19 protein-coding genes are annotated in these 21,329 nt (G+C 63.3%); 3 read left to right on the top strand and 16 right to left on the bottom strand.

Annotated features, from left to right (window positions below):
- Positions 1 to 132 precede the first annotated feature (132 nt).
- The 9 genes from ABIG06_RS00815 to ABIG06_RS00775 form a co-directional block, all read right to left on the bottom strand.
- A complete protein-coding gene (locus ABIG06_RS00815) occupies positions 133 to 882 on the bottom strand; it encodes a glycosyltransferase family 2 protein (RefSeq protein ID WP_370140673.1) in 750 nt (249 codons plus the stop codon).
- A gap of 11 nt (positions 883 to 893) precedes the next feature.
- Entirely contained in the window at positions 894 to 2,297 is a 1,404-nt protein-coding gene (locus ABIG06_RS00810; protein WP_370140672.1) for a capsule biosynthesis protein, read from the bottom strand.
- 4 nt (positions 2,298 to 2,301) lie between these two features.
- Positions 2,302 to 3,690 (bottom strand): surface carbohydrate biosynthesis protein, encoded by a 1,389-nt coding sequence (locus tag ABIG06_RS00805; protein ID WP_370140671.1) that lies wholly within the window; start codon positions 3,688 to 3,690, stop codon positions 2,302 to 2,304.
- 25 nt (positions 3,691 to 3,715) lie between these two features.
- Positions 3,716 to 4,642, bottom strand: coding sequence for a hypothetical protein (locus ABIG06_RS00800; protein ID WP_370140670.1), 927 nt, complete (start codon positions 4,640 to 4,642; stop codon positions 3,716 to 3,718).
- Positions 4,643 to 4,705: 63 nt separating this feature from the next.
- The gene (locus ABIG06_RS00795) at positions 4,706 to 6,241 is read right to left on the bottom strand and encodes a lipopolysaccharide biosynthesis protein (protein WP_370140669.1); all 1,536 of its coding nucleotides are present in this window, start codon (positions 6,239 to 6,241) and stop codon (positions 4,706 to 4,708) included.
- 13 nt (positions 6,242 to 6,254) lie between these two features.
- Positions 6,255 to 7,076, bottom strand: coding sequence for an SDR family oxidoreductase (locus ABIG06_RS00790; protein WP_370140668.1), 822 nt, complete (start codon positions 7,074 to 7,076; stop codon positions 6,255 to 6,257).
- 13 nt (positions 7,077 to 7,089) lie between these two features.
- Entirely contained in the window at positions 7,090 to 7,791 is a 702-nt protein-coding gene (locus ABIG06_RS00785; protein WP_370140666.1) for an acylneuraminate cytidylyltransferase family protein, read from the bottom strand.
- Complete coding sequence (locus ABIG06_RS00780) at positions 7,788 to 8,696, bottom strand: Gfo/Idh/MocA family protein (protein ID WP_370140665.1); 909 nt, start codon at positions 8,694 to 8,696, stop codon at positions 7,788 to 7,790. Before ABIG06_RS00780 ends, ABIG06_RS00785 begins: the two co-directional genes overlap by 4 nt.
- A complete protein-coding gene (locus ABIG06_RS00775; RefSeq protein ID WP_199752333.1) occupies positions 8,693 to 9,742 on the bottom strand; it encodes a nucleotidyltransferase family protein in 1,050 nt (349 codons plus the stop codon). Before ABIG06_RS00775 ends, ABIG06_RS00780 begins: the two co-directional genes overlap by 4 nt.
- A 198-nt stretch (positions 9,743 to 9,940) precedes the next feature.
- Here ABIG06_RS00775 and ABIG06_RS00770 point away from each other — a divergent pair, with 198 nt between their 5' ends.
- Positions 9,941 to 10,552, top strand: a complete 612-nt coding sequence (locus ABIG06_RS00770; RefSeq protein ID WP_370140664.1) for an acetyltransferase — start codon at positions 9,941 to 9,943, stop codon at positions 10,550 to 10,552.
- Here ABIG06_RS00770 and neuB read toward each other — a convergent pair.
- The 5 genes from neuB to ABIG06_RS00745 form a co-directional block, all read right to left on the bottom strand.
- Entirely contained in the window at positions 10,549 to 11,619 is a 1,071-nt protein-coding gene (gene neuB / locus ABIG06_RS00765; RefSeq protein WP_370140663.1) for an N-acetylneuraminate synthase, read from the bottom strand. The two genes, ABIG06_RS00770 and neuB, sit on opposite strands and share 4 nt — an antisense overlap.
- On the bottom strand, positions 11,616 to 12,794 hold the full coding sequence (gene neuC, locus ABIG06_RS00760; protein ID WP_370140662.1) for a UDP-N-acetylglucosamine 2-epimerase: 1,179 nt from the start codon (positions 12,792 to 12,794) through the stop codon (positions 11,616 to 11,618). Before neuC ends, neuB begins: the two co-directional genes overlap by 4 nt.
- Positions 12,787 to 13,971 carry a LegC family aminotransferase gene (locus tag ABIG06_RS00755; protein WP_370140661.1) on the bottom strand — a complete coding sequence of 395 codons (1,185 nt, stop codon included), beginning with the start codon at positions 13,969 to 13,971 and terminating at the stop codon, positions 12,787 to 12,789. The genes neuC and ABIG06_RS00755 overlap by 8 nt, the downstream gene beginning before the upstream one ends.
- Positions 13,972 to 13,990: 19 nt before the next feature.
- Positions 13,991 to 15,010, bottom strand: coding sequence for an NAD-dependent 4,6-dehydratase LegB (locus ABIG06_RS00750; protein ID WP_124163457.1), 1,020 nt, complete (start codon positions 15,008 to 15,010; stop codon positions 13,991 to 13,993).
- Positions 15,011 to 15,145: 135 nt separating this feature from the next.
- The gene (locus ABIG06_RS00745) at positions 15,146 to 16,348 is read right to left on the bottom strand and encodes an HAD-IIIA family hydrolase (RefSeq protein WP_370140660.1); all 1,203 of its coding nucleotides are present in this window, start codon (positions 16,346 to 16,348) and stop codon (positions 15,146 to 15,148) included.
- 688 nt (positions 16,349 to 17,036) lie between these two features.
- On the opposite strand from ABIG06_RS00745, the gene ABIG06_RS00740 reads away from it, so the two are divergent.
- Both ABIG06_RS00740 and ABIG06_RS00735 read left to right on the top strand, forming a co-directional pair.
- Complete coding sequence (locus tag ABIG06_RS00740) at positions 17,037 to 17,648, top strand: hypothetical protein (protein WP_370140659.1); 612 nt, start codon at positions 17,037 to 17,039, stop codon at positions 17,646 to 17,648.
- A gap of 10 nt (positions 17,649 to 17,658) precedes the next feature.
- Complete coding sequence (locus tag ABIG06_RS00735; RefSeq protein ID WP_370140658.1) at positions 17,659 to 19,068, top strand: DUF6418 domain-containing protein; 1,410 nt, start codon at positions 17,659 to 17,661, stop codon at positions 19,066 to 19,068.
- A gap of 41 nt (positions 19,069 to 19,109) precedes the next feature.
- Here the strand turns inward: ABIG06_RS00735 and ABIG06_RS00730 are convergent, their stop codons facing one another.
- Together ABIG06_RS00730 and ABIG06_RS00725 are read right to left on the bottom strand one after the other, a co-directional pair.
- Positions 19,110 to 19,994, bottom strand: coding sequence for a class I SAM-dependent methyltransferase (locus tag ABIG06_RS00730; RefSeq protein ID WP_370140656.1), 885 nt, complete (start codon positions 19,992 to 19,994; stop codon positions 19,110 to 19,112).
- 489 nt (positions 19,995 to 20,483) lie between these two features.
- A complete protein-coding gene (locus ABIG06_RS00725; protein ID WP_124163461.1) occupies positions 20,484 to 21,323 on the bottom strand; it encodes an SDR family oxidoreductase in 840 nt (279 codons plus the stop codon).
- Positions 21,324 to 21,329 lie beyond the last annotated feature (6 nt).

Raw genomic sequence — 21,329 nt, 5'->3', positions numbered from 1 at the left:
AGTGGTATCGGCAACGGCCGGACTCGCCAATAGCCAAATGCCTTGGATCGAGGTATCTAAACACCTCTACTGCGCATGGGGTTGTTTTCGCGCTTTTTACACGGTGGGCGCGCCGGGGGGGCCGCGATCAGCCTAGAATTCCCGCCGCTTCAACCAGGCCCGCACGCCCCAATGGCCGAAGCACCAGGCCGATCGGACCAGGGAGAGGTGCTCGACATTGCGGTAGATCTGCCAGACCCATTTGGCCGAGCGCATCGGGCGGCTCGACACTGAGGACCCCCTGACGCGGTAACGAGCAAGATCCTCGTTGAGGCCGTATGCGGTATGGCCGCGCTTGAGGATCGAGAGCCACAGGCAGAAATCGTCGTAACCCTCGTTCTTCATCGCGATGGGGCCTGAGATCTCACGATCGACCATCGCGGTCAGAGTCGCGATCGCGGTGTTCTTCAGGAGTTGCCCGTAAGTGAGCGAGGCCGGCACCTCGATCAGCCGTCCGGTGACGGTGCTGGTCTCGTTGATGCGGCGGAAGGCGGTGTAGCTCAGCGCCGCCTGCTTCGCCTTCGCGAAGGCGAGCTGCCGCTCCAGCTTTTCGGGCAGCCACAGATCGTCGCTGTCGAGGAAGGCGAGATAGCGGCCCTGCGCCCGGTCGATCGCGGCCTGGCGCGCCAGCGCCGGCCCGCCGTTCTTCGCCTGCCGGATCAGCTTGACGCGGGGATCGCGCTCGCCGATGTCAGCGATGATCTGCGGTGTCCTGTCGGTCGAGCAGTCGTCGGCGATCAGGAGCTCCCAATCGGAGAAGCTCTGGCTCTGCACCGAGCGGATGGTCTCCTCGATCAGACCTTCGACGTTCCAGGATGGGGTGATGATCGAGACGAGCGGCATGACGGGTCCGTTCAATGCGCGCGAGCGGGCTCGGCGATCGCGGCGCACAAGGAGGCCGCGAACGTGTCGAGCAGCTTGGGATCGCTGATATAGAGTTCGCCCGGATAAGACTTGCGCCAGGCCGATTCGAAATAGGGTGCGCCCTTGGCTGGATCGAATGGGCCGGCGGAGAGCGCCTCGCGCAGCCGCGCGGGCACGTCCGCCAGTCGGTCGACCGCGTAGACCAGCGGGCAGGAGCGATAGAACGCATCGCCCATCACCACGACCGGCTTGCCGAGCAGCAAGGCCTCGGCGCCCGATTTGCTGTTGACGGAGATGACCGCATCGGCGCGGTTGAGCACTGTGTAATTGTTGGTCTGTGGCGGCAGCAACACGAAATTGTCGAAGCGGCGCGCCAGCTCGAACAGGCGATCGGCCGAGATCGCACCGATCTGGGCGGGGTGTTCCTTCACCACCAGCACATGCGAGTCCGGAATCGTCCGCAGCAGGAAATCGACGGTCGCGACCTGGTCGAGATAATCGGGCGAGCGCAGCGTCAGCGCCATGTCGGCCGGAACGTGGAATGGATAGTAGACGAAGGGCGCCCCGGGGATCGGCTTGTAGAGCTTGCGCAGCCGCGTCGCGTTGAGCGCCATCGCCGCGTGCACGCGGGCGTGACGCAGATTGTGTCCGAACTCCTGATGCTTACCGAGCGCGAATTGGTCCCACAGCTTTTCGGAGAGGCGGCGGGCGTTGCGCAGGTTCACGACCTTCTTGAAGGCCGCCGAATAATGATGCTGGTCTTTTTTGGGGATGACGATCGCCCGCTGCTTCAGCGTGTCGTCGAGATAGGCGCGTACCTCTGCCGACACCGTATCCGCCGGTGTCGGCATCACGTCGGGCGCGGCGAGACTGTCGGGCGTGAAATACATCCGGCCACGAAAGAACGATGGCTCGATGAACCAGTTGCGGATGTTGCGACGCCTGGCGGCGTAGAAGCTCGCGATGACGGAGAGGAAGCCCCCGAGCTCCTGAACCAGCTCGACGCGCTTGCCCTGCGTGTCCAGGCGGTCGAGCAACGCCTCCATCGCGTTGGCATAGATCATGAACCGCCGGCGAAGCGCGGCGGTGTCGCGGATGCCGAACGTGAACCGCTCATGGCTGAACAGGAAATTGGTCCCGTCGAGTCCGTAGGCGACGACGCGCGCGTCGAACGCGCGGCGATCGTCGGGCGACGGACCGGTCTTGAGGCCGTCGCGATACATGTTCGTGACCGGCACGCCTTCTGCCGCCGACATCTCGGCGCTGCGATCGTCAAAGGCGAGCAATTCGACGTCGTTGCCTGCCGCACGCAGCCGCTGCGCGACCGGAATCCAGAACCGGGTCTGGTATTCGGCAAGCGTGGTGATGAGAATGGTCTTTGCGGATGTGGTCATGACTCTATCGGGCGGGTTCGATGGCGATGCTCGCGAGCGGCAGGCCTGTCGTCGCGCAGTGCGCGCGTCTTGCGGTGAATTGCGCCGGGCTCGCACGGTCATGAGTTGCGATACGCTGCAGCAGGGTTTTGACGAAGACCGGCCCGATCTGCTTGTCACGCCGGGCCGGGTTGAACCGGCTGCGCAGCCGTTCCGTCACGGCCGATCCGAGCGCGGCGCTGGCAGCGCCTTTGACGATCTGACCGACACTCGGCTTGTCGCGCGTGCCCTTCACGGTCGCCAGCAACGACACGTAGGGCCGGCGCGTCGCCCCAGCGTGCGTCAGGACATCAGCGACGCGTTCGGCGGCTTGCCCGTCGTTGAGATGAAAGAAGGCCTCGATATCGGCGGCATGAACCCGGGCGAAATCGAATGTCTCGGTCTCGCGCTCGATGCGGTCGATCGCGCCAAGCAGCTCCTCGAACGAGGCGACCGGCCTGCTCACGCGCGCGGGCAGCGCTGCATGTCCGGCGGTGATCGGCGTGTTCAGATATTCGAGCTGGAGCGGAAGCTTTCCGAGCAGGACCGATTCGACGGCCGTGCCGCAGTTGAGATGAACGACCGCGGCCGCATTGCGGATGCGGTCGAGTACGCTGCCGCTGCCGTCGATCAGGACGTTGGCGTGGCGCGCAAGCGCGTTGCGATAGACCTCCTCGCTCTCGAAGGGATGCGGACGCACCAGAATGGTGCGATCGGGCCGCGCCGCGGCGAGCCGGTCGATCTCGGCGAGATAGTTGGCGAAGACCTGCTTCAGGTCCGCGATGAAGCGATCGACATAGGCCCCATCCCAGCCGGCCCGCACCATCGCTTCGCGCTCGCCGCCCGGCTTGCCGGTGAAGCGTGAATTGACCAATGGGAAATTGGCGTTGACCAGCAGGTAGTCGCGCGGTTCGCCATCGAGCAGCGCGCGCCAGCGCGGCGCCGCAAAGTCGAAGCGCGGGCATCCGGTGAGGTGAAGCTGCTCCGGCTTCATGGTTCCGGCCGCGAGGAAGGCCTCGTGCAGCCGGCTGCCCCAGAAGAAATAGCCCGCCAGGATGTCGGCGTAGCCGCTGTCCTTGATGTGGGCGGCCATTGCCCGCGGCGAGTTGCCGCCCTTTTCCGCGAGCACGCCGCCTTCGGTATCGAGCACGTACAATGCGAGCCCGGCCCGCGCAAAGCTGCGCATCAGATCGAGATTGACGGGACGCGCGTAGTTGACGACGAGCGCGTCGAGCCCAAGCCGCGGAACGTCGACAGCTTGCTCGTACATCGGCACCAGCACGACGGAGACGCCGCGCCGCGCCAATTGATAGCCGAGCATGACTGCCCCCGGCAGGTCACGCTTGGGGTGATCGACCACCAGGCCTATGCGCAAGATGTGAGCTCCAGGCAGGTGCGGCTCACAGGCGCATCGCGGCGCGCTCGACGTCCGTCAGGGCTCCGCTCGCCCGGAAGCGCGGGCGCGGTTCGGGATAGATGCGCGGCTGCTGGATGTATGTCGCGGTGTAGAGCAGGCGGCTGTGGTCGGACTGGATCCGGCTTCCCATGTGCAGACAGCGGGCCGTATTGACGATGAAGGACGACAGGCGCGGCGCAACCATCTCCTTGACCGCGTCGGGCCCGGTCTTGGCGAACACCGTCGCATCGTTCATGTGGCTCTTCAGCGTGTTTCGGAACGGCCTGGAGGGGCCGGCGGGAATGAACGTGAACGGACCGTCGGCGGTGTCGCGGACGTCGGTCAGGTAGATGAAGAGCTTGCAGACACGCTTGTCGTCGTGATCGAGATGCCAGAGCTGGGAATAGCTCAGCGCTTGGTTCGGAGTCGGCTGGGACAGCGTCAGCAGTACGTCGGAGAGTTGCGGCAGATCACGCATGAAATCGCCGATGATGCGCAGCGCCGCCGGCTGCAGCGCATAGCGAACGAAGGGATGGTCGGTCGCGAAAGCACCGTCGACGAGATCCTCGTCCAGGAGGCTCACCCAGAAGGATTTGTGACCGAGCTGCTGTTTGTCGGAGAGCTCGTTCAGCCGGCTCACCTTGTTGTCCGCGACTGCCGCGACCGCTTCAGCAAGGCCGCGGTCCACCAGCGTGGATACGTCGACGTAGCCCTCCCGGTCGAGCTTCCGGCTTGCCTCGCTCCACTCCGCTTTCGAGGGAAGCTGATTGAGCAGTGCGACGCGCTTTGCCCGTGCGCCCGGTTGCAGAGTTGTCAGGGCCGCCTTGGTGACCCAGCCGAGATCCGTCCGGTTGATGTGCCACAACAGGCGCCGAAACTGGTTGATCTTCTGCTTCTTCGGTGTTTTCACGCCGGCATCGATGGTCGTCATGTGGGGTTGCCCGATCGCAGGAAAGCAAGTCTCTTTAACCTCAAGGCGCCCTCCTTTGCCACCCTAAAGTGTGGCCGGTGAGACGCCCTTTCGGCCGAAATAGGTCCGTCCAAGAGAGCCAATCTGGCCGCGTTGATCCTCGCTCAGGACCAGGAAGTATTGTGCTGCCCATGTGGCGGCGCAAAACGCACCCATCAGCCCCGTCAGGGTGACGATCCCCGGCTCGGGCGCGAAATAGAGGATGGCGGCGAGCAGAAGCGCAGCGATCGCAAGGATCGTCCAGTGGATCAGGATGGCAACCCAGAAGCGCTTCGCATCCATTGCGAGTTCCTTGACGAAGATCATGAGCTGCCATGGTACGATCGCTGCGGTTCCAATGGTCTGTCCGAGAATGAAGGCCCGCTCGGACAAGACGTTGACGGCCGCAAGGGTCACAACCGCCCAGACCGCCAGATGGATCATCATCAGCATGTTCAGCCGCCCCTGAACCTTCGTGCGCGTCATGAACAGCGTGTTACCGAAGATCACATATTGAAAGCACATCGTGACCACGAACATCAGGCCCATCCAGTGGGCGTAAGGAACAATCTGCGGTCCGATCCAGATATGCATGATCGCGGGTGACATCACCGCGGCCGCGACCAAGGGCGGCACGGTTACGATCGGCAGCATCATGATGCCCGTTTCACCAAACCGGTTGAACTGGCGGTGGTTGTCGCGCTGATCAAGCCGGCTGACCACCGGGAGCATCGCCGAGATGAGCAGGCTCGCGACCACTTTGGCGAGCCGCGGAATTCTGACCAGCGTATCATAGATGCCGACGCTCTGCGGACCGATATAGATGCCGATCAGGAACGGCTGGATCGGCGCAATGATGCCGCCGATCAACTTGCCCTGCATCACAAGGATGCAGCGCGTCATCACCTCGCGGCTGACCGCCGCGACAGGTACCGACAGCCTGATCCGCGTGCGACTGAGCGCGGCGATCGAGGCGCCGAGCAGGATCAGCGCGCGCAACAAGCCGCTGCCGAGGAAATAGTAAGTCACCACCTCGTAGGGTTGCCCGGATCGCGCAGCGTGGATGGTGGCGCCCACGTAGAGCAGGGTTGTCAAGAATTCGCAGAGCCGCAGCAGCCCGTAACGTTCGAAGCCCTTGACGACGCCTTCCCACACCAGCGCCGGAAACAGCACGAGGTTACTCGCCGCCGTCGCGAGCAGCATGTTGGTGAAGCTCGCGGCGTGAGCCGGCTCGACCTTGAACTGAGCAACGATTAACGGCACCGTCAGCCACATCGCAGCGCTGAGCACGATGGCCAGCAGCAGCGAGACCACCGTCAGCAACAGGAGCTGACCGCCGGCCAGCCGCCAATCGCGGTGCTCCCTGGCGCGCGCCACCACCTGCGTGGTCACTTCCGCCAGGCCAAAATCGATGACCCCGATCAGCCCGGACGGTAGGAAGAGGCGCGTCAGAACGATCAATCCGAACTCGGCGACGCCCCAGGTGCGAATGATGATCGGGATGACGATGACGCCGAGGACGGCGACAAGTCCGAAGACGATCGCCGACACCACGGTGTTCTGGACAAGGCGCTTCAGCATGGCATGGCCCGGCTCACCACGCGCTCAGGCCGCCATCGACGGCGATGTTCTGGCCGGTGACGTAGGACGCCGCGTCGGACACCAGGAACAGTATCGTCCCAACCATCTCGTCGGCGCGGGCCATGCGGCCAAGCGGGATACGGGCACCATAGCGCGCCTTGAAGGTCTCATTCTGTCCGCTCTCGACTCCGCCCGGGGTCAGCGTGTTGACGCGAACGCCCTTCGCTGCCCAGTAGGTCGCCAGGTGCTTGGTCAGGCCGATAACGCCGGCTTTGGACGCCGTGTAGACCGCGGGCGTGTTGATGGCGCGGCCGAGATATTCGGAGCCTTCGTAGATACGCTGGTCGGGGGCCATCAGGCCGTAGATCGATGCGGTCTGCACGATGGAGCCGTAGCCGCGCTCGGCCATTCGGCCGCCGAACACCTGCGCGACGGTGAACATGCCGTCGAGATTGACAGCCATGATCTCGCGCCAGGTCTTCTGCGAGAATTCCTCGACTGGCGCGAAGAAGGCGTCCACGTCGCGGGTCTTGCTGGCCGCGTTGTTGAGCAGAATCGAGACCGGTCCGAGGTCGGCCTCGATCGCATCGGCCGTGTTGCGCACCGCATCAGGGTTGGTGATGTCGCAGCCGTAGCCCCCGGCGCGCACGGCATGGCGTGAGGCGACGTCGGCTGCCGCGGCATCGGTTGCGGCCTGATCGAGATCGACGATCGCAACGTTGGCGCCGAACTCGGCAAGGCCATCGGCAAAGCGGCGCCCCAGGATACCGCACCCGCCGGTGACGACGGCAGTGCGCCCGGTCAGATCGAACAGAGCCTTGAAGCTCGTGGTCATCGCTTGAGCCTCCTCAGGCCGGCAGTCGTTGGCGCAGTAACAGTTCCACCAGCGCAAAATCGAGATCGGAATCGATGTCGATCGAGCGCTCTTCCGGCATTTCGAACAAGCGCGTGTCCGGGTAGAACACTGCGGGCTGCTCCAGAAAGGACGCGACGCGCCAGACATAGATCGACGCGTTCATGTCGAAGCAGCGAGGCGCATCCTGCCGTCGCGTAACCGGGGGATCGGCCGATTTGGAGAGGCCGACGCTGCCGTCGGCGCGCTGTTCGACAAGGTTGAAATAGGGCGAGCGCCGCGCCGGCGCCCCGGTAATGACGTTGCGGGCGCCGCTCTCGCGCAGCAGTGCCACTGCACCTGCGATGTCTGAGGGCAGCCTGAGCGGCGACGTGACGTCGAGATCGACGAAGATCTCCGGCGTCGTGCCTATTTGCGCGATCGCCTGCTCGAGACAATGGCGGATCGCCGGCAGCTTTGGCGCGGTATCGGTCGCCATCTCGTCGGGACGCCTGACCGCGATGTCGGCGCCGGCCTTCAGCGCGGCGTCGAGCAGGCCGTCCGAATCGCTGCTGAAAGCGATCGCATCGAATAGGCCGGTCTCGCGCGCCTGCGCGATGCTCCACGCGAGCACTGGCCTGCCCAGGAGGTCTCGCGCGTTCTTGCCGACGACGCCTTTAGAGCCGCCGCGCGCGCAGATGGTGCAGACGACACTCATGGCGATACCCAGGTCTTGGTGCGCAGCGCGCGCTCGCTGGCGTCGATCAGATGCACGACACCGAGCGCCTCGGGCAGCGAGCAGACCGGTCTCGCGCCACGCATCGCCGCGACATGCATATCGCGATAGCTCTGGTCGCGCTCGCTGGGGATCTCTGTTGCCCTGCCGTTGACCGTGAGACGGCTGCCGACGAGATCGGCCTCGATGGTGTCGTCGTCGACATTGACGCGAATGCGGCGGATGCCCTGGCGATCGAGATAGTCCATGTGGACGTGCACCGATGGCGCCCGCTGCATATCCAGCAACAGGTCGAGGTGGTCGTCGACGTCGACGTCGCGAGCTCCGGAGGCCCCGCCGAGCGCTGCGACGCGATGCCATGGCCCGAACAGCCACAAAAGATAGTCCAGCTCGTGGCTGAGATCCCGCAGCACGCCGCCGCCGGCATCGGCCGTGGCGGATGCAGTCGCGCGGTGATCGCGGCCCGGCCGCCAGTCCCTGATGTCCTGGCCGACATAGGCGCCGACCGTGATCACGTCGCGCCCGCGCAATCTTTCCGCCAGCGCCGTCATCACGGGGTGAAAGCGCAGATTGTATCCGACGCTGACATGGGCAAAGGGATATTTCGGGGCCGGTGCCGGTGTTGCGAACAGCGGCTTTTCGACGAGGACTCTGCCATGGAACCCGATCTGCGCAAGCTCTTGCAGATTGTCCGCATGGCGTGCAGTTTCGGTAGCGATCACCACGTAGTCCGGATGCGCCGCCGCGACGGCCTGCGCGATCGATCCGTAGTCGCCGCCTTCGCGCCGGCTGACTGTCGCGACTCGAAGGCCGAGCTCGTGCAGGACCCGCGCATGCCTTGCGCCGATCGAGCCGAGGCCAACCACGACGGCGGTTGTAGAGGTCACGGAAAGACCTCGTGAAACTCGGCATGCGCCTGCTCGAAATCCTCCAGGCGGCCGATATCGAGCCAGTACTCGCGAATGGGAAAGACGGCGACGCGTCCCTTATCGGCGATCACGCGCTCCAACACGGTCGGCATATCGATGCTGACCCCTGGGGCGACATGGCGGAAGACGGAGCTTCCAATCACATATATGCCGGCACTGACGAACCAGCTCTCGGTCGGCTTCTCGCGAATGGTCTGGAGAAAGCCCTCCGACGTGGAAACCACGCCATAGGGGACGTGCACCTTGTGCTCACGAACGGCCATCGTCGCTTCCGCCGGCGTTCCGTTGTGGAAGTCGAGAAGCGCTCCGTAGTTGATTGTGGTGAGGATGTCGCCGTTGGTGACGATCATCGGCAGATCCGGCGGAGTCGAAAACAGTCCGAGCGCACCGGCGGTACCGAGTCGCTCGGTCTCGTGCACGTATTGGATGTTGGCACCGAAGGCGGCGCCATCGGCAAAGTAGTCTTTGATCGTCTCGGCCTTGTAGTTGACCGAAATGAAGATGTTCGCAAAACCCTGCTGCACAACGTTACGGACGATCGTCTCGAGCAGTGGTCGGCCGCCGACATTGAGCATCGGCTTCGGCACATCGCGCGTCAGCGCGCCCAGACGCTCACCGAGCCCGCCGGCCATGATCAACACAGGGTTCGGATAATGACGCGGTTCGAGCAGCTCATCGAGCGTCTCGACCACAACCAGATGGCCGCCCCCGTCGACAAGCGGCAGCTGCTTGATCGACCTCTGCCGCATCAGCTGCAGGCGATCCTCGCGCGGCAACGTCGCAGGGGCCGACACCGGTGCCCGGTTCATGATCTCGGTCGCAAGTCCGGTGAGGGGAATGCCGCGCAGCAGTCCGCGCCTGACGTCGCCGTCGGTGACCACGCCGAGCAGACGGTTCTGGTCGTCGAGCACCAGCGCAATCTGGATGCTTCCGCTCTCGATCGCGGCGATGGCCTCGCCCACGGTCGCCTGGGTACCGACGACGGCTTTGCGCCAGGATTTCATGGCAATCTGCCTCGTATACGCAAGATATTGGGGGCGGCCCACGGCTGAGCCTGCTATATCGCGGCTGCGAGAGGCGGCGTCAACCCCGCCAGGGGCCCCGGCGCGGACCTTGTTAATCCTAGTGTTTTTCTGGTCAGGCCGGGCGGTTTGAAGTGCCGCAGCCCGGTCGCTAGGGTTGATCGGTGCAGGGGAATCGCGATGGACGATCTGATCATCATCGGTGGCGGTGAGCATGCCTTCATGGTCTACGAGGCCGCTCTCCTGTCGGGCCAGTTCAACGTCATGGGTTTTCTAGATCGCCAGCCGGGAACATTGGGCGATGCGCGCTATCTCGGAACCGACGACGATGCGTCGAACTATCCGGATGCTGCCTTCGTGGTCGGGATAGGAACGATGCAGGCGGGGCCTGCGCGCCGGCAGATGGTCGGCCGGCTGCAGCTCAAGCGCTGGGCGTCGGTAATTCATCCGCGCGCGTTCGTCTCGCCGTCGGCAACGATCGGTGCAGGCAGCGTCATCATGCCGGGTGCGATCGTCAATGCGCGCAGCATGATCGGCCATCACTGCATCATCAATTCCGGCGCGATCGTCGAGCACGACGTGCGAGTCGGGCACTGCACGCATCTGTCTCCCGGAACCGTAATCGGCGGCGGGGCAGAGATCGGCGACAACAGCTTTGTGGGGCTCGGCAGCCGTGTCCGCGATCACATTTCTCTCGGCAATGATACGCTGGTGGCGATGGGTTCTGTCGTCACGGCTTCATGGCCGCCCGGCTCCGTACTGCGCGGGATTCCTGCAAAGCCTCGTCGTTAAACCAGATCGTCCGGTTCGAGCGCCCGCGGCGCCGCTGTTCCGATCAAGGACCAATAATCGATAGGCGGCCGTCCGGTGCCCGGCCGCTTGGCCGTGATGTCGGCCGGTCCGATGATCTCGCCGGCCCTCAGCGCGCGCGCCGCCACGATGCTCTTGCGCGCCACCGGGACGTTCCTGATCTCGGATTCCTTTGGCGTCTTCACGCCGTCGCCGAGCGCGGCCTCGACATTGCGGATGGCGCTGACCATGCGCTTGAAATCGTCCGGCTCGAGTGAGGCTGCGTGGTCGGGGCCGGGCGCATCGCGATCCAGCGTCAGGTGCTTCTCGATGATGGCCGCGCCGAGCGCGACTGCGGCGATCGAAATCTCGAACCCATCGGTGTGATCGGAATAGCCGACCGGAAGCTGGAACGCCGATCGCATCGTCGCCATCGCGGCGAGGTTCACATCGGCGATGGGGCAGGGATATTCGGTCGTGCAATGGAGCAGGCTGACGTGCCGCGCCAGCGCGGCGCGCGCCGCCGGATCGCGCCATGCTGCGCGGAATGAGGCGACGCCTGCGGGATCCTTGCGCTGCGCATAGCCATGGGCCAATACGCCCAGCGCTTCCTCGACCTCACTGAGCGTTGCCATGCCGGTCGACAGGATCAGCATGGCGCCGGCCCTCGCCGCTGCATGGAGCAGCGGCGCATTGGTGAGATCGCCCGAACCGATCTTGACCCGCGGCAGTTTCAGCGACAAGAGGAAGCCGAGCGACGCATCATCGAACGGCGTCGACAGGAATTCGAGGCCGCGCTCCTTGGCGCGCGCGATCAGCGTATCATGCGCAGCCTGCGGCAGCTCGAGACGCTTCAGCATGGCCAGCTGGCTCTCGCCGGCATCGGTGGTGCGCTGCTGATAGTCGGCCTTCTTCGCCGCGCCGCCCGCCAATGCCTTCGCATTGAACGTCTGGAACTTGACGATGTCGGCACCGGCATCGGCTGCCGCATCGACTAGGGCCAGCGCCTTTTCCAGGCTGCCGTCGTGATTGACGCCGGCTTCCGCGATGATCAGCGTGTGCGTCGTCATGGCCGCGCTCCGCTTGCGGGAAGTTCGTAGAAGCCCTTGGCAAGAAGCCGCCTGAAATCGGGGATTTTAGCGACAATGTCGGCAAATCGCCGGCTGGATTCGCCGTCGCCGTAGGGGTTGACGGTGTCTTCGCGGCCACGCTGGAGCCCCGCCGCGATGGCGGCGGCAATTGCGCCACGTTCGGGCGCGGCGTGAAACACCGAGACCGCGCGCTCACGCCCTTTCTGACGGTCGCCGATATCCACCGTGGGAACGCCGAAGGAAGGTGCTTCGAGCACGCCACTCGAGGAGTTGCCGATCACCAGGTCTACTTGGCTCATCAGACTGAGGTAGCGGAGCTGTCCGAGCGAGGCGACCGCGATCGTGTTCGGTCGGCCCGACGCGAAGGCCTTGGTCCGCTCGTTCAGCGCGCGGCCTTCGGCATCGGCATTGGCGAGCGTGAAGATAAGACGGAAAGCGGGATCGAGTGTCGACAACGCAGCAAACAACTCGTCCAGCTCGGCCACCGACCGCCCGGCTTCGACTGTGACGGGGTGAAACGTGATGAGTGCATTGCGTTCGCCGAGCGGCATTCCGATCGCGTCGCCTATGTCGTCGCGGTTCATCAGATCGAGATGCTTGATGGCGTCGATGCCAACCGAGCCGATGGTATGGATACGGGACGGGTGCTCGCCAAGTTGCATCAACCGCCGGGTCGAACCCTGATTGCTGGTGAAATGGAGATGCGACATCTTGCTGATGGCGTGGCGCGTGGATTCGTCGACGGCGCCTTCGGTGACGTCTCCGCCGAACAGATGCGCCATCGGCAGTCGCATGAACATTGCGGCCTGCGCGGCCGCGAACATCTCAAAGCGGTCGCCGAGCACGACCACGAGATCTGGTTGCAACCGCGTGAAGGCGTCGGCAAAGCCGATCACGCCGAGTCCGACCGATTTGGCGACGCCGGCGCCGCTGTCGCTGCTCAGCAGCGTCTCGATGCGCTCGTCGACCTCAAACCCCTCCTCGTGGATGACATTGAAGGTGTAGCCGAATTCCGGCGCGAGATGCATGCCGGTGGCGATGAGCTGAAGCGTTAGGCCTGGCGTCTGACGGATGGCACGCATCGGCCAGACCAGCAGCCCGAAATCGGCCCGGCTCCCGGTGACGAAGCAGATTTTTCGTCCGCCACTACTCATCGCGAGGCCTGATGCTTGCGCTGCTGGGCAGGTTGATCAGCCGGCGTTCGATGGATTCTGCGACGGAAAGATCGCCGCGGGGGCTTTGCGCGAACATCGGCAGCCTGTGCATCAGGGTCCAGGCCGGGCGCGCGCCGAAGCCCGCTTCGTTTAGCGCCGTGAGCACGTCGTCGCGCCGCTCGGCATGCGCCTCGTCGAGCAGGATCGCATTCAGCCAGTAGTTGCTCGTGGTGTCCTTCGGCTCCCGCGAGAAGCGTACCCCCGGGACATGCGCGAACGCACGTTCATAGGTAGCCGCCAGCCGGCGCTTGCTCGCCAGGAAGCCTTCGAGCTGCTCGAGCTGCGCGCAGCCGAGCGCGGCGTTCAGATTGGGCAGGCGGTAGTTGAAGCCGATCTCGTCGTGCACGAAGGCCCATTTGTGCGGCAGCTTCGCGGTCGTGGTGAGATGCTTCGCGCGTCGTCCCAATTCCTCGTCATTGGTGAGGATGGCACCACCGCCGCCTGTGGTGACGATCTTGTTGCCGTTGAAGCTCAGCGCCGCGAGCCGTGCCCGCGATCCGACGGCGTGACCCTTGTAGGTCGAGCCGAGCGATTCCGCGGCATCCTCCACCAGCGCAATGCCCCAGTCGTGCGCGATGGCTGCGATCTCGTCGAGTGCAACGGGATGCCCGAACGTGTGCATCGGCGAGATCGCCGCGATGCGGCGTCCGGTCTCGCGATTGATCGTGCCTCTTGCGGTCCGCTCCGCAATCGCCCCAAGGCGCACCGCGAGGGCGTTGGGATCCATGCCGAGCGTGGCAAGCGAGCTGTCGACGAAATGCGGCCTTGCGCCGCAATAAGCGATCGCGTTCGTCGTCGCGATGAAGGTCAGCGCTGGCGAGATGACCTCGTCGTCGGGCTCGACGCCGGCGAGTCTGAAGCAGGCATGCAAGGCGGCCGTGCCATTGACGACGGCGACCGCACGTTTGGCGCCGGTGAGCTCCTCCAGCATGCGCTCGAACCGATCGACAAAGGGGCCGACCGAGGAAACGAAGGTGCTCTTGATGCACTCTTCGAGGTAGGCAATCTCGTTTCCGGCGAACACCGGTTCGTGCAGGCCGAGGACGCCGTTCGGCGTTCCCACCGCGTGCCGCACGGCGTCCACGATCGTCTCCGCCTTGAAGTCTGAGCTGGTCACGACACTGTCCACCATCACCTCAGACATTGTAGACGTCAGCCTTGTAGCGGTTGAGGTTTGCGGGATTGGTGAACCAGTTGACGGTCTTGACCATGCCGCGACGCATGCCCTCGACACCGCCGAATTCAGGGCTCCAACCGAGCTGCTGGCGTGCCTTGGAATTGTCGGCCCAGAGCCGCTCGACCTCGCTGTTGGCGGGACGCAGGCGCGCCTCGTCGGTCTCGATTTCGATCGTGGTCCCCATGACATCGGCGATCATCTCGACGGTCGCACCGACCGAGATCTCGAAGCCGCTGCCGAGATTGATGGTCTGGCCGACGCATTGCTCGGCCGGCGCGCTGAGGCCTGCGATGAGGCCACGCGCGGTGTCGGTGACGAAGGAGAAGTCCCGCGTCGGACTGACGGCGCCGAGACGGATCTTGCGCTTGCCGGTCGCGATCTGGCTGATGATGGTAGGGATCACCGCGCGCGCCGACTGCCGCGGGCCGAAGGTGTTGAACGGGCGGATCACAACGACCGGCATGTCGAACGAGGCGTGGAACGACAGCGCCATCTGATCGGACGCGATCTTCGAGGCGGAGTAGGGCGATTGGCCCGCCAGCGGATGGTTCTCCTTGATCGGGACGATCTGCGCCGTGCCGTAGACCTCGCTGGTCGAGGTCTGCACGAAGCGCCGCACGCCAGCCATGCGCGCCGCCTGAAGCACATTCACAGTGCCCTTCACGTTGGTGTCGACATAGGAGTCGGGCGCAACGTAGGAGAAGGGGATCGCGATCAGCGCCGCCAAGTGTAGCACGTCGGTGCAGCCGCTGGCGGTTGCGATCATGAAATGCGGATCGCGGATGTCGCCGGCGACCACCTCCACCGACTTCATGATGTCGGCGGGAACCGTGTCCAGCCAGCCCCAGGAATTGAAGGAGTTGTAGTAGACGATCGCCTTGACGCGGGCCCCGGCCTTCACCAGCTCCTCGACGACATGCGAACCGATGAAGCCGTCGCTGCCGGTAACGAGGACGCGGGCGCCACTTAGATCTGCCATGCCGGACCCCAGAAGGCGATTAAGCCTGTGTTCACAAGAAGATGTGCGCTATAGCACACTGGCGGTTGCGCGCAACAGAGCAGCACTGGAAAGCTGCCAAATGCCGGGGGATGCAGCAGTTTTCGTGATACGCGCCTAGGCTTGGCCGGCCGGGATGAGGCGCTGTCTCACGAAGGTCTCCAGATTGCCGCCCTCGAACAAGTGGCCGGCGAGGCCGGCTGCACGAGCGGCTTCGATGTCGCTCGGCTTGTCGCCGATCACCATGCTGCGCGTCATGTCGATCCGAAAGCGCTGCGCGAGATCGGTGATCATGCCCGGCGCCGGCTTGCGCCGGTCGCTAGTGCGGCAATAGCGCGCGACGGTTCCTTCAGGGTGATCGGGGCAATATTCGAACGCATCGACATGCGCGCCGATCAGTGCCATCTGGTCCGCCATCCAGCGGTGCAGCGCGACCACGTGATGCTCCTCGTAATAGCCGCGTGCGACTCCAGATTGATTGGTGATGACGAAGGCAAAATAGCCGGCGTCGTTGACGGCCTTCACGGCCTCGCGTGCGCCCTCGATCCATTCGAGCTTGTGCGCCTCGAAAGTGTATCCTGAATCATGGTTGAGCACGCCGTCGCGATCGAAAAACACGGCCGGCCGCCGCAGCTTGTCCCGCAATTCGCGGTCGGCGCGCGCAAAATCGTCGGGAATGCCGATGTCGATAAAGTAACCGCGATAGGCGGTGCCGCGCAGCGCGCCAGAATTGGCTAGGCCAGGGAATACGTCCTGCTCGAGCGAGGCGGGAAGCTTTGTGATGCCGGCAAGAACGGACTTGTCGATGATGTAGATACCGGCATTGACGGGTCCCGTGGCACCCACACCCGGGGCGATGAAGTCACGCACTACGTCACCGTCGAGAAGGACGCGCCCATAGCGGTCGCCGACGACGCCGTCGCGCAACGCCATGTGAACGTGCCCCCCTTGGGCGCGCACGATCAGGTCGAGCAGGTTGAAATCGAACAGCGAATCGCCATTGAGCAGCAGGAAGCGGTCATGCAGCAGATCTCGCGCGTGCACGAGCGCACCGCCGGTGCCGAGCGGCTCGGTCTCGCGCGACACGATGATTCGCGTCGATCCCCTGGCGGCCGCGGCGTAGTGCGTCTCGACGATCTCCGCCTTGTGGCCCGCAAGCAGGAGAATTTCATCGAACACGCCATAACGTACGAGCTCGTCGATCAGCGTGTCGAGAAACGGCCGCCCTCCAATGTCGAGCATCGGCTTCGGCACGGTTTTGGTGCGTTCGCCGAGGCGGGTGCCGAGCCCCCCGACGAGGACGACGGCCTGTCTCAGCATGACGGCTCTCCCCCTCGGCACCTCCGTCGAAGGTGAGCAACAAATGTCTGTCTCAAGGTTCTGGCTCTCGTTGAATTGAGCTGTGGTGGCCGGATATTCCCACAACGTCGGTCGAGCGTTGATAAAGGGCCTGGTGGAGCGACACTGAGTGACAAAGACCCCGCACCAACGCTTGTCAATGGCGCACTGCTCGCTGCCTCAGAAACCGTTGTGTTCTCTGTTTACGCGTAGCGACGCTCGGAGGCAACGAGCAAGGGAGAAGTCGTGGACTCTCCTGTTGAACGAACCGGCGGCGCGGAGCGCAGGCGGGCGCTCATACGGAGATCGTTCATCGAGAGTCCTTGCCATGGGCCGATTGATCAACCAGAGATAGCTCAGTATGATAAGTGATTGGTTCCCCATCCGTGTTGTGGGGGTTGCCGGGGACAAGAGTCACATGCCTATGGCCGAGCGTACGTCGCGAGCTCCAGCGTTTCAGCAGCTCGCGAGATGGTTCCATGGTGCTGTCCGAATAGTGCGGATACATTGGGTCCTTTCGCTCATGATCGGGGCAATCCTGTTGGCTGCTCTTGGCTCCCTTGCCGTCGGGCAGAGGGTGGAATCCTGGACCGCGACCTCGACGATCGCGATTGGTACAGTGCCCTCCCTTCAAAGTATTCTCGGGCCCGCTGGAGCAGGAGTTGAACCCGTGGAAAGTGCCCGCGATCTGGTGACGCGAATCGGGACGGTCCAATTTCAGAGCACTGTTCTGGCCGATGCTCGGAAGGCCTTTCCCGACTCGCGTCGGGCGTTCGGTGGAGCCTCATTGCGCGGGATCGTTATTGGCGATTCGTCGATCCGCCTGGAGGCGAGTTCCGCCTCGAAGGAGGAGGCGGTGACCCTGCTTCAACAAGCTGTTCTTGCGATCCAGGCTGCGCACCAAAGGTTGCTCGAACCGAGAATGGAGTTGTTGCGTTCGATGCGCGCGCGCCTGCAAGATGCAAGAGCGGTGCTCAGCGATGCATTGAAGAAGATGGAATTCACGCCGGCTCGGCCGGACGGGATTTCCATCGGCTCTACCCTCGTGGAGAGTCCTGGGACTTCGGTCGACAGGATGCTCAACATCGATACGCGCATTGCTCTACTGGCTTACCTTGAACGCACCGTGAGGATGACGGGTCCACAGGATGGATCGCCTCCCGCGACGGAAGGGCCGAGGGAAGTCAATCTCGTGCAAAGAGCCATCCTGGCGGGCTTGGGCATTCTGCTCTTCGTCGGTCTTTTGACCTTTTTTCTGAGGCGGCCCGCTCGTCTCGGGTAGGACTTCGGCAATGACCCTTCTGGCTGGAGCCTCCATACTACTCTTCATCGTTTGGTTGGGACTGTTCAGGTCGACCATCTTTGTTTGTCTTGTTTTCCTTTTGTTCACTTTCGCATGGCGGACGATTTCGTCGCTCTACATCGATCTGGCGGGGCCCTTGTTCTCGTCCCAACTGCAGATGTTCATTGGACCCGGCGTCATGTCGGTGTTCCAGTCGATTGCGTATTTTCTGACGCTTCTTCCCTTCCTTTGGGTCTTTAACTCCCGTTCGCTCGATGAATGGGCGCGCTCGGCTCCGATTCCCGGACTGCCTGCGCCCCGATCCCAGCTGACCCTTTCCGACGTCACGTTCTACGCGTCCATCCTCTTCTTGATCCTGCTTTTCGCTGCCCTCCTTCAAGGAGGTGTCATTCCGCTGTTTGCCAAGATCGAGCGTTGGACCTTCAACGAACAGGCCAATTTTCTCCATCGTCTGGTGATCGAGCGAGGCGACATGCTCTGCTTCTGGTGGGGGACCATGTTTGCGGCCGAGCGACTGCGACGCCAGCGATACGATTACCGCTTTGTGGGATTGCTGGCCGTCCTCGTCTTCTACATATTTCTCGTAGGCGGACGCTTCTCGCCCTTTTACCGATTTTGCTCGTTCTTTGTCATACCGTTTTCCGCGGTGCTGATCGTTCAGGCGCGAGGTCTCGGGAGCGCAAGTTTGTTCAGCTTGCTGCCCCGCATTACCGACCGTCGCATCGTGCTGGCCGGCATTGGCGTCATTGTGTTGACGGCCACGATGATTGCATTCGCGCTCTATTGGAATCTGACCAGGGTTCGAGGGTTCGAAGGTCATGCGGCGCTGGATGCTTTCGTGGAGCGCGTTCTGGTGCAGCCCTCGGAGATAGGATGGGCGTCCTATCAACGCGTTCTGGTTCACGGAGATTGGGATGCGCGCCACGTCTTCGATTTTCTGTTCGACCGTCCCATCGTTGCGGGACGGAACACGACCCCGCAACTTCTGATGTCCGAAACCATTGGCGAGCCGCGGACGACCGAACACATCACAGGCGGTTTTCAATTCGCCGGCGGGTTTCCCGAAATTTTCTTCGAACTGTTTGGTCCCTATTTCGGCTGGATCTTTCTGCTGGGGGCCGGTTGGCTCACTGCGCTCCTCTCAGCTGTCATGATCCGGTCAATCATCGTCGAACGATATCTGACGGCGGCTCTATCTTTCTACGTGCTGTACGGCATCTACGTAATGTACATCGGCGGCATGCTGAACTTTGTCGCGACGCCGACATATTGGGTGAAGATTGCTGCGCTGTTTGCGGCAATCATTGTCGAGGAGCGGGCCCCCATTCTTCCGTTGGTGCTGGCCGACAGGACTCGATTGTTTCGCCGCTTTGTGGTGCGACGTCCGCAATTGCCCTGACACAGCCCGCACTTCTGCACAGCAACGAGCAAATCGCGACTTCAATTTTGGTTCGATGGATCGGCCGGACGACAGATGATCAGGGCGCCAAGCGTGAACAGATCCTCTTCGGAGAAGCCTGTGAAGCATGGTGCCAATCGTTCCAGAATATGCCGCTCCGGCGGCCGACGATCGGGCTGATCGCTGAGTAGCTCAAACCCGGCCTCTCTAAATAGTTTCAGATACTCGCTGTGGCGCAAACGATTGACGTACTGGAAGCGCGACTGGAAAGGCGCCCAATCCTCCTCGGAATAGGTCAGAAAGTTGAACGAGCTGATGGACGGATCGAAGCCTTTGAAGTGGTCGCCATAGTCGATCTGCATGAGGACCAGTCCGTCAGGACGAATGATGCGTCGCAGCTCCTTCAAGATCGCCGCGATGTTATCCTTGGGAATGTGTTCGAGCGTTTCGACGGAGACCGCGCAGTCGATCGAACCGGCCGGAAGGCCTGTCGTCCGGGCATCGGCTGGCGCGCGATAGTCGATCCTCCAGGAACGTTTGAGGTCGTCAAGGGAATTGATATCGGGGTGGCTGGTGCCGCTGAGTCTGGAAATGATGGCGGCATTGGAGCGGATCAGCTCCAGCTTGGCCAAGCGCGCGATGTCGACCGTGATGAAGCGCTGCGCTCCATGCGCGCTGAAGGCGAGCGGAATGATCAGATCGCGCCCGGTGCCGAGCTCGAAGCAGGTCGAATCCCGTAGCGGCCGTAGACTGTACGCTTGGTGAACGCCCAGCAGCCGCCGCGCGAGCGTGTAGACGGATTTGACCTGCTTCTCGGGCCGGGGCAGCCGTCGTGTAACGTAGCGCTGCAGGGCGTAGTGGATGTCTTCGCCAAAGGGGATGTTCGACAGCACCAAGAACGCTCGCGCCTTTGTCTGCCAACGCACGTCAGCGATTCCTCGGTTGAATGGACGTCGTGGTTGGCATGGTGCTGACGAACGGTCGTCGTGGTGGATGTCCAGGATGGGCCCTGATCCGGCTGTTCAGGCGGATACCAAATCGCATAGCCAGCTTTGATTATAGGGGGGGCGCAGGCGCAACGCAAGGTTGCGGGGGCGGACTCGGAAGCAAATCCGATCGAGGTCGAAGTGCCTCTTTTCCTACTACGTCGCCGGCCGCAGGTTGCCCTCCAAGCTGCTGATCGTGCTCATGGCGGACCGAGTTTCCGCAGGAGCGGAGCCGGCTCTCGCGCCTCCAAGCGGAGGGCAGTCAGAGATGGATGTTCTCGTCCGGCCTGAATCCGACAAACCCGTCAGAGGTCGGCCGTGATCAATGTCCCGCGGACGTGTATCTCAGAAATGGTGACCGTGGATCGAGAATTCTCATGAGGGGACGCCCTCGGGCCGGAAAGCCGTCGCGCGTGGGCGCTTGCGCCGCTACCACACGCTTCTGCCGCCGTCGATCACTAGGTTCTGCCCGGTCATGTAGCTGGAGGCATCCGAGCAGAGGAACTGCACCGCAGCGCGGTATTCGTCGACCTCGGCCATGCGGCCCATGGGGATCAGGCGCGTCAGTCGTTCGACGAAAGCGGGATCCTGGTTGTTGAAGACGCCGCCGGGAGAGATCGCGTTGACGCGGACGCCATGGTCGGCCCAATAGGTCGCCAGATATTTCGTCAGCCCGATCAGGCCGTGCTTGATCACCGAATAAGTCACCGGCTTCACCGGCTGCTCTTCCTCGCGTGTCACCTGCGGCTGGCGGTAAAGCCGCTGGTCCGGTGCGATCACGCCGAGATCGGAGGCGATGTTGAGGATCACGCCGCGACCACGTTTGGCCATCGCGCCGCCAAACACCTGCGCGCACAGCATCGCGCCGGTCAGGCCCACGGCGATCTCGGTCTGCCATTGCGGCACCGGAAACGCCTCGAAGCGGGAGGAATGCATCACGCCGGGTGCGGAGGTCACCTTGGGATCGATTGCAGCGTTGTTGACGAGGATGTCGATGGAGACGGCACGGCTGGAAAGCTGCTCGTGCGCAGCGCGCACCGAATCGAGTGTGGTGACGTCGATCGCAAGCGCAATCAGGTCGGCGGACGGCGCGTTCTGCTTGAGCGCGGCAACGGCGGCTTCGGCCTGCGCAAGCCCGACGTCGGTGACGACGACGCGCGCGCCAGCCTCGGAGAGCGCCGCGACATGCTGCCGGCCGAGCAGGCCGCCTGCACCGGTCACGAGAGCGGTGCGGCCGGTCAGGTCATAGCGTGAGGACGGGCTTGCCATCGGGAG

It is taken from the genome of Bradyrhizobium sp. USDA 326 (assembly GCF_049739485.1).
In the GTDB taxonomy this organism is placed as follows: Bacteria; Pseudomonadota; Alphaproteobacteria; order Rhizobiales; family Xanthobacteraceae; genus Bradyrhizobium.
This window is presented reverse-complemented; position numbering and strand designations above follow the sequence as displayed.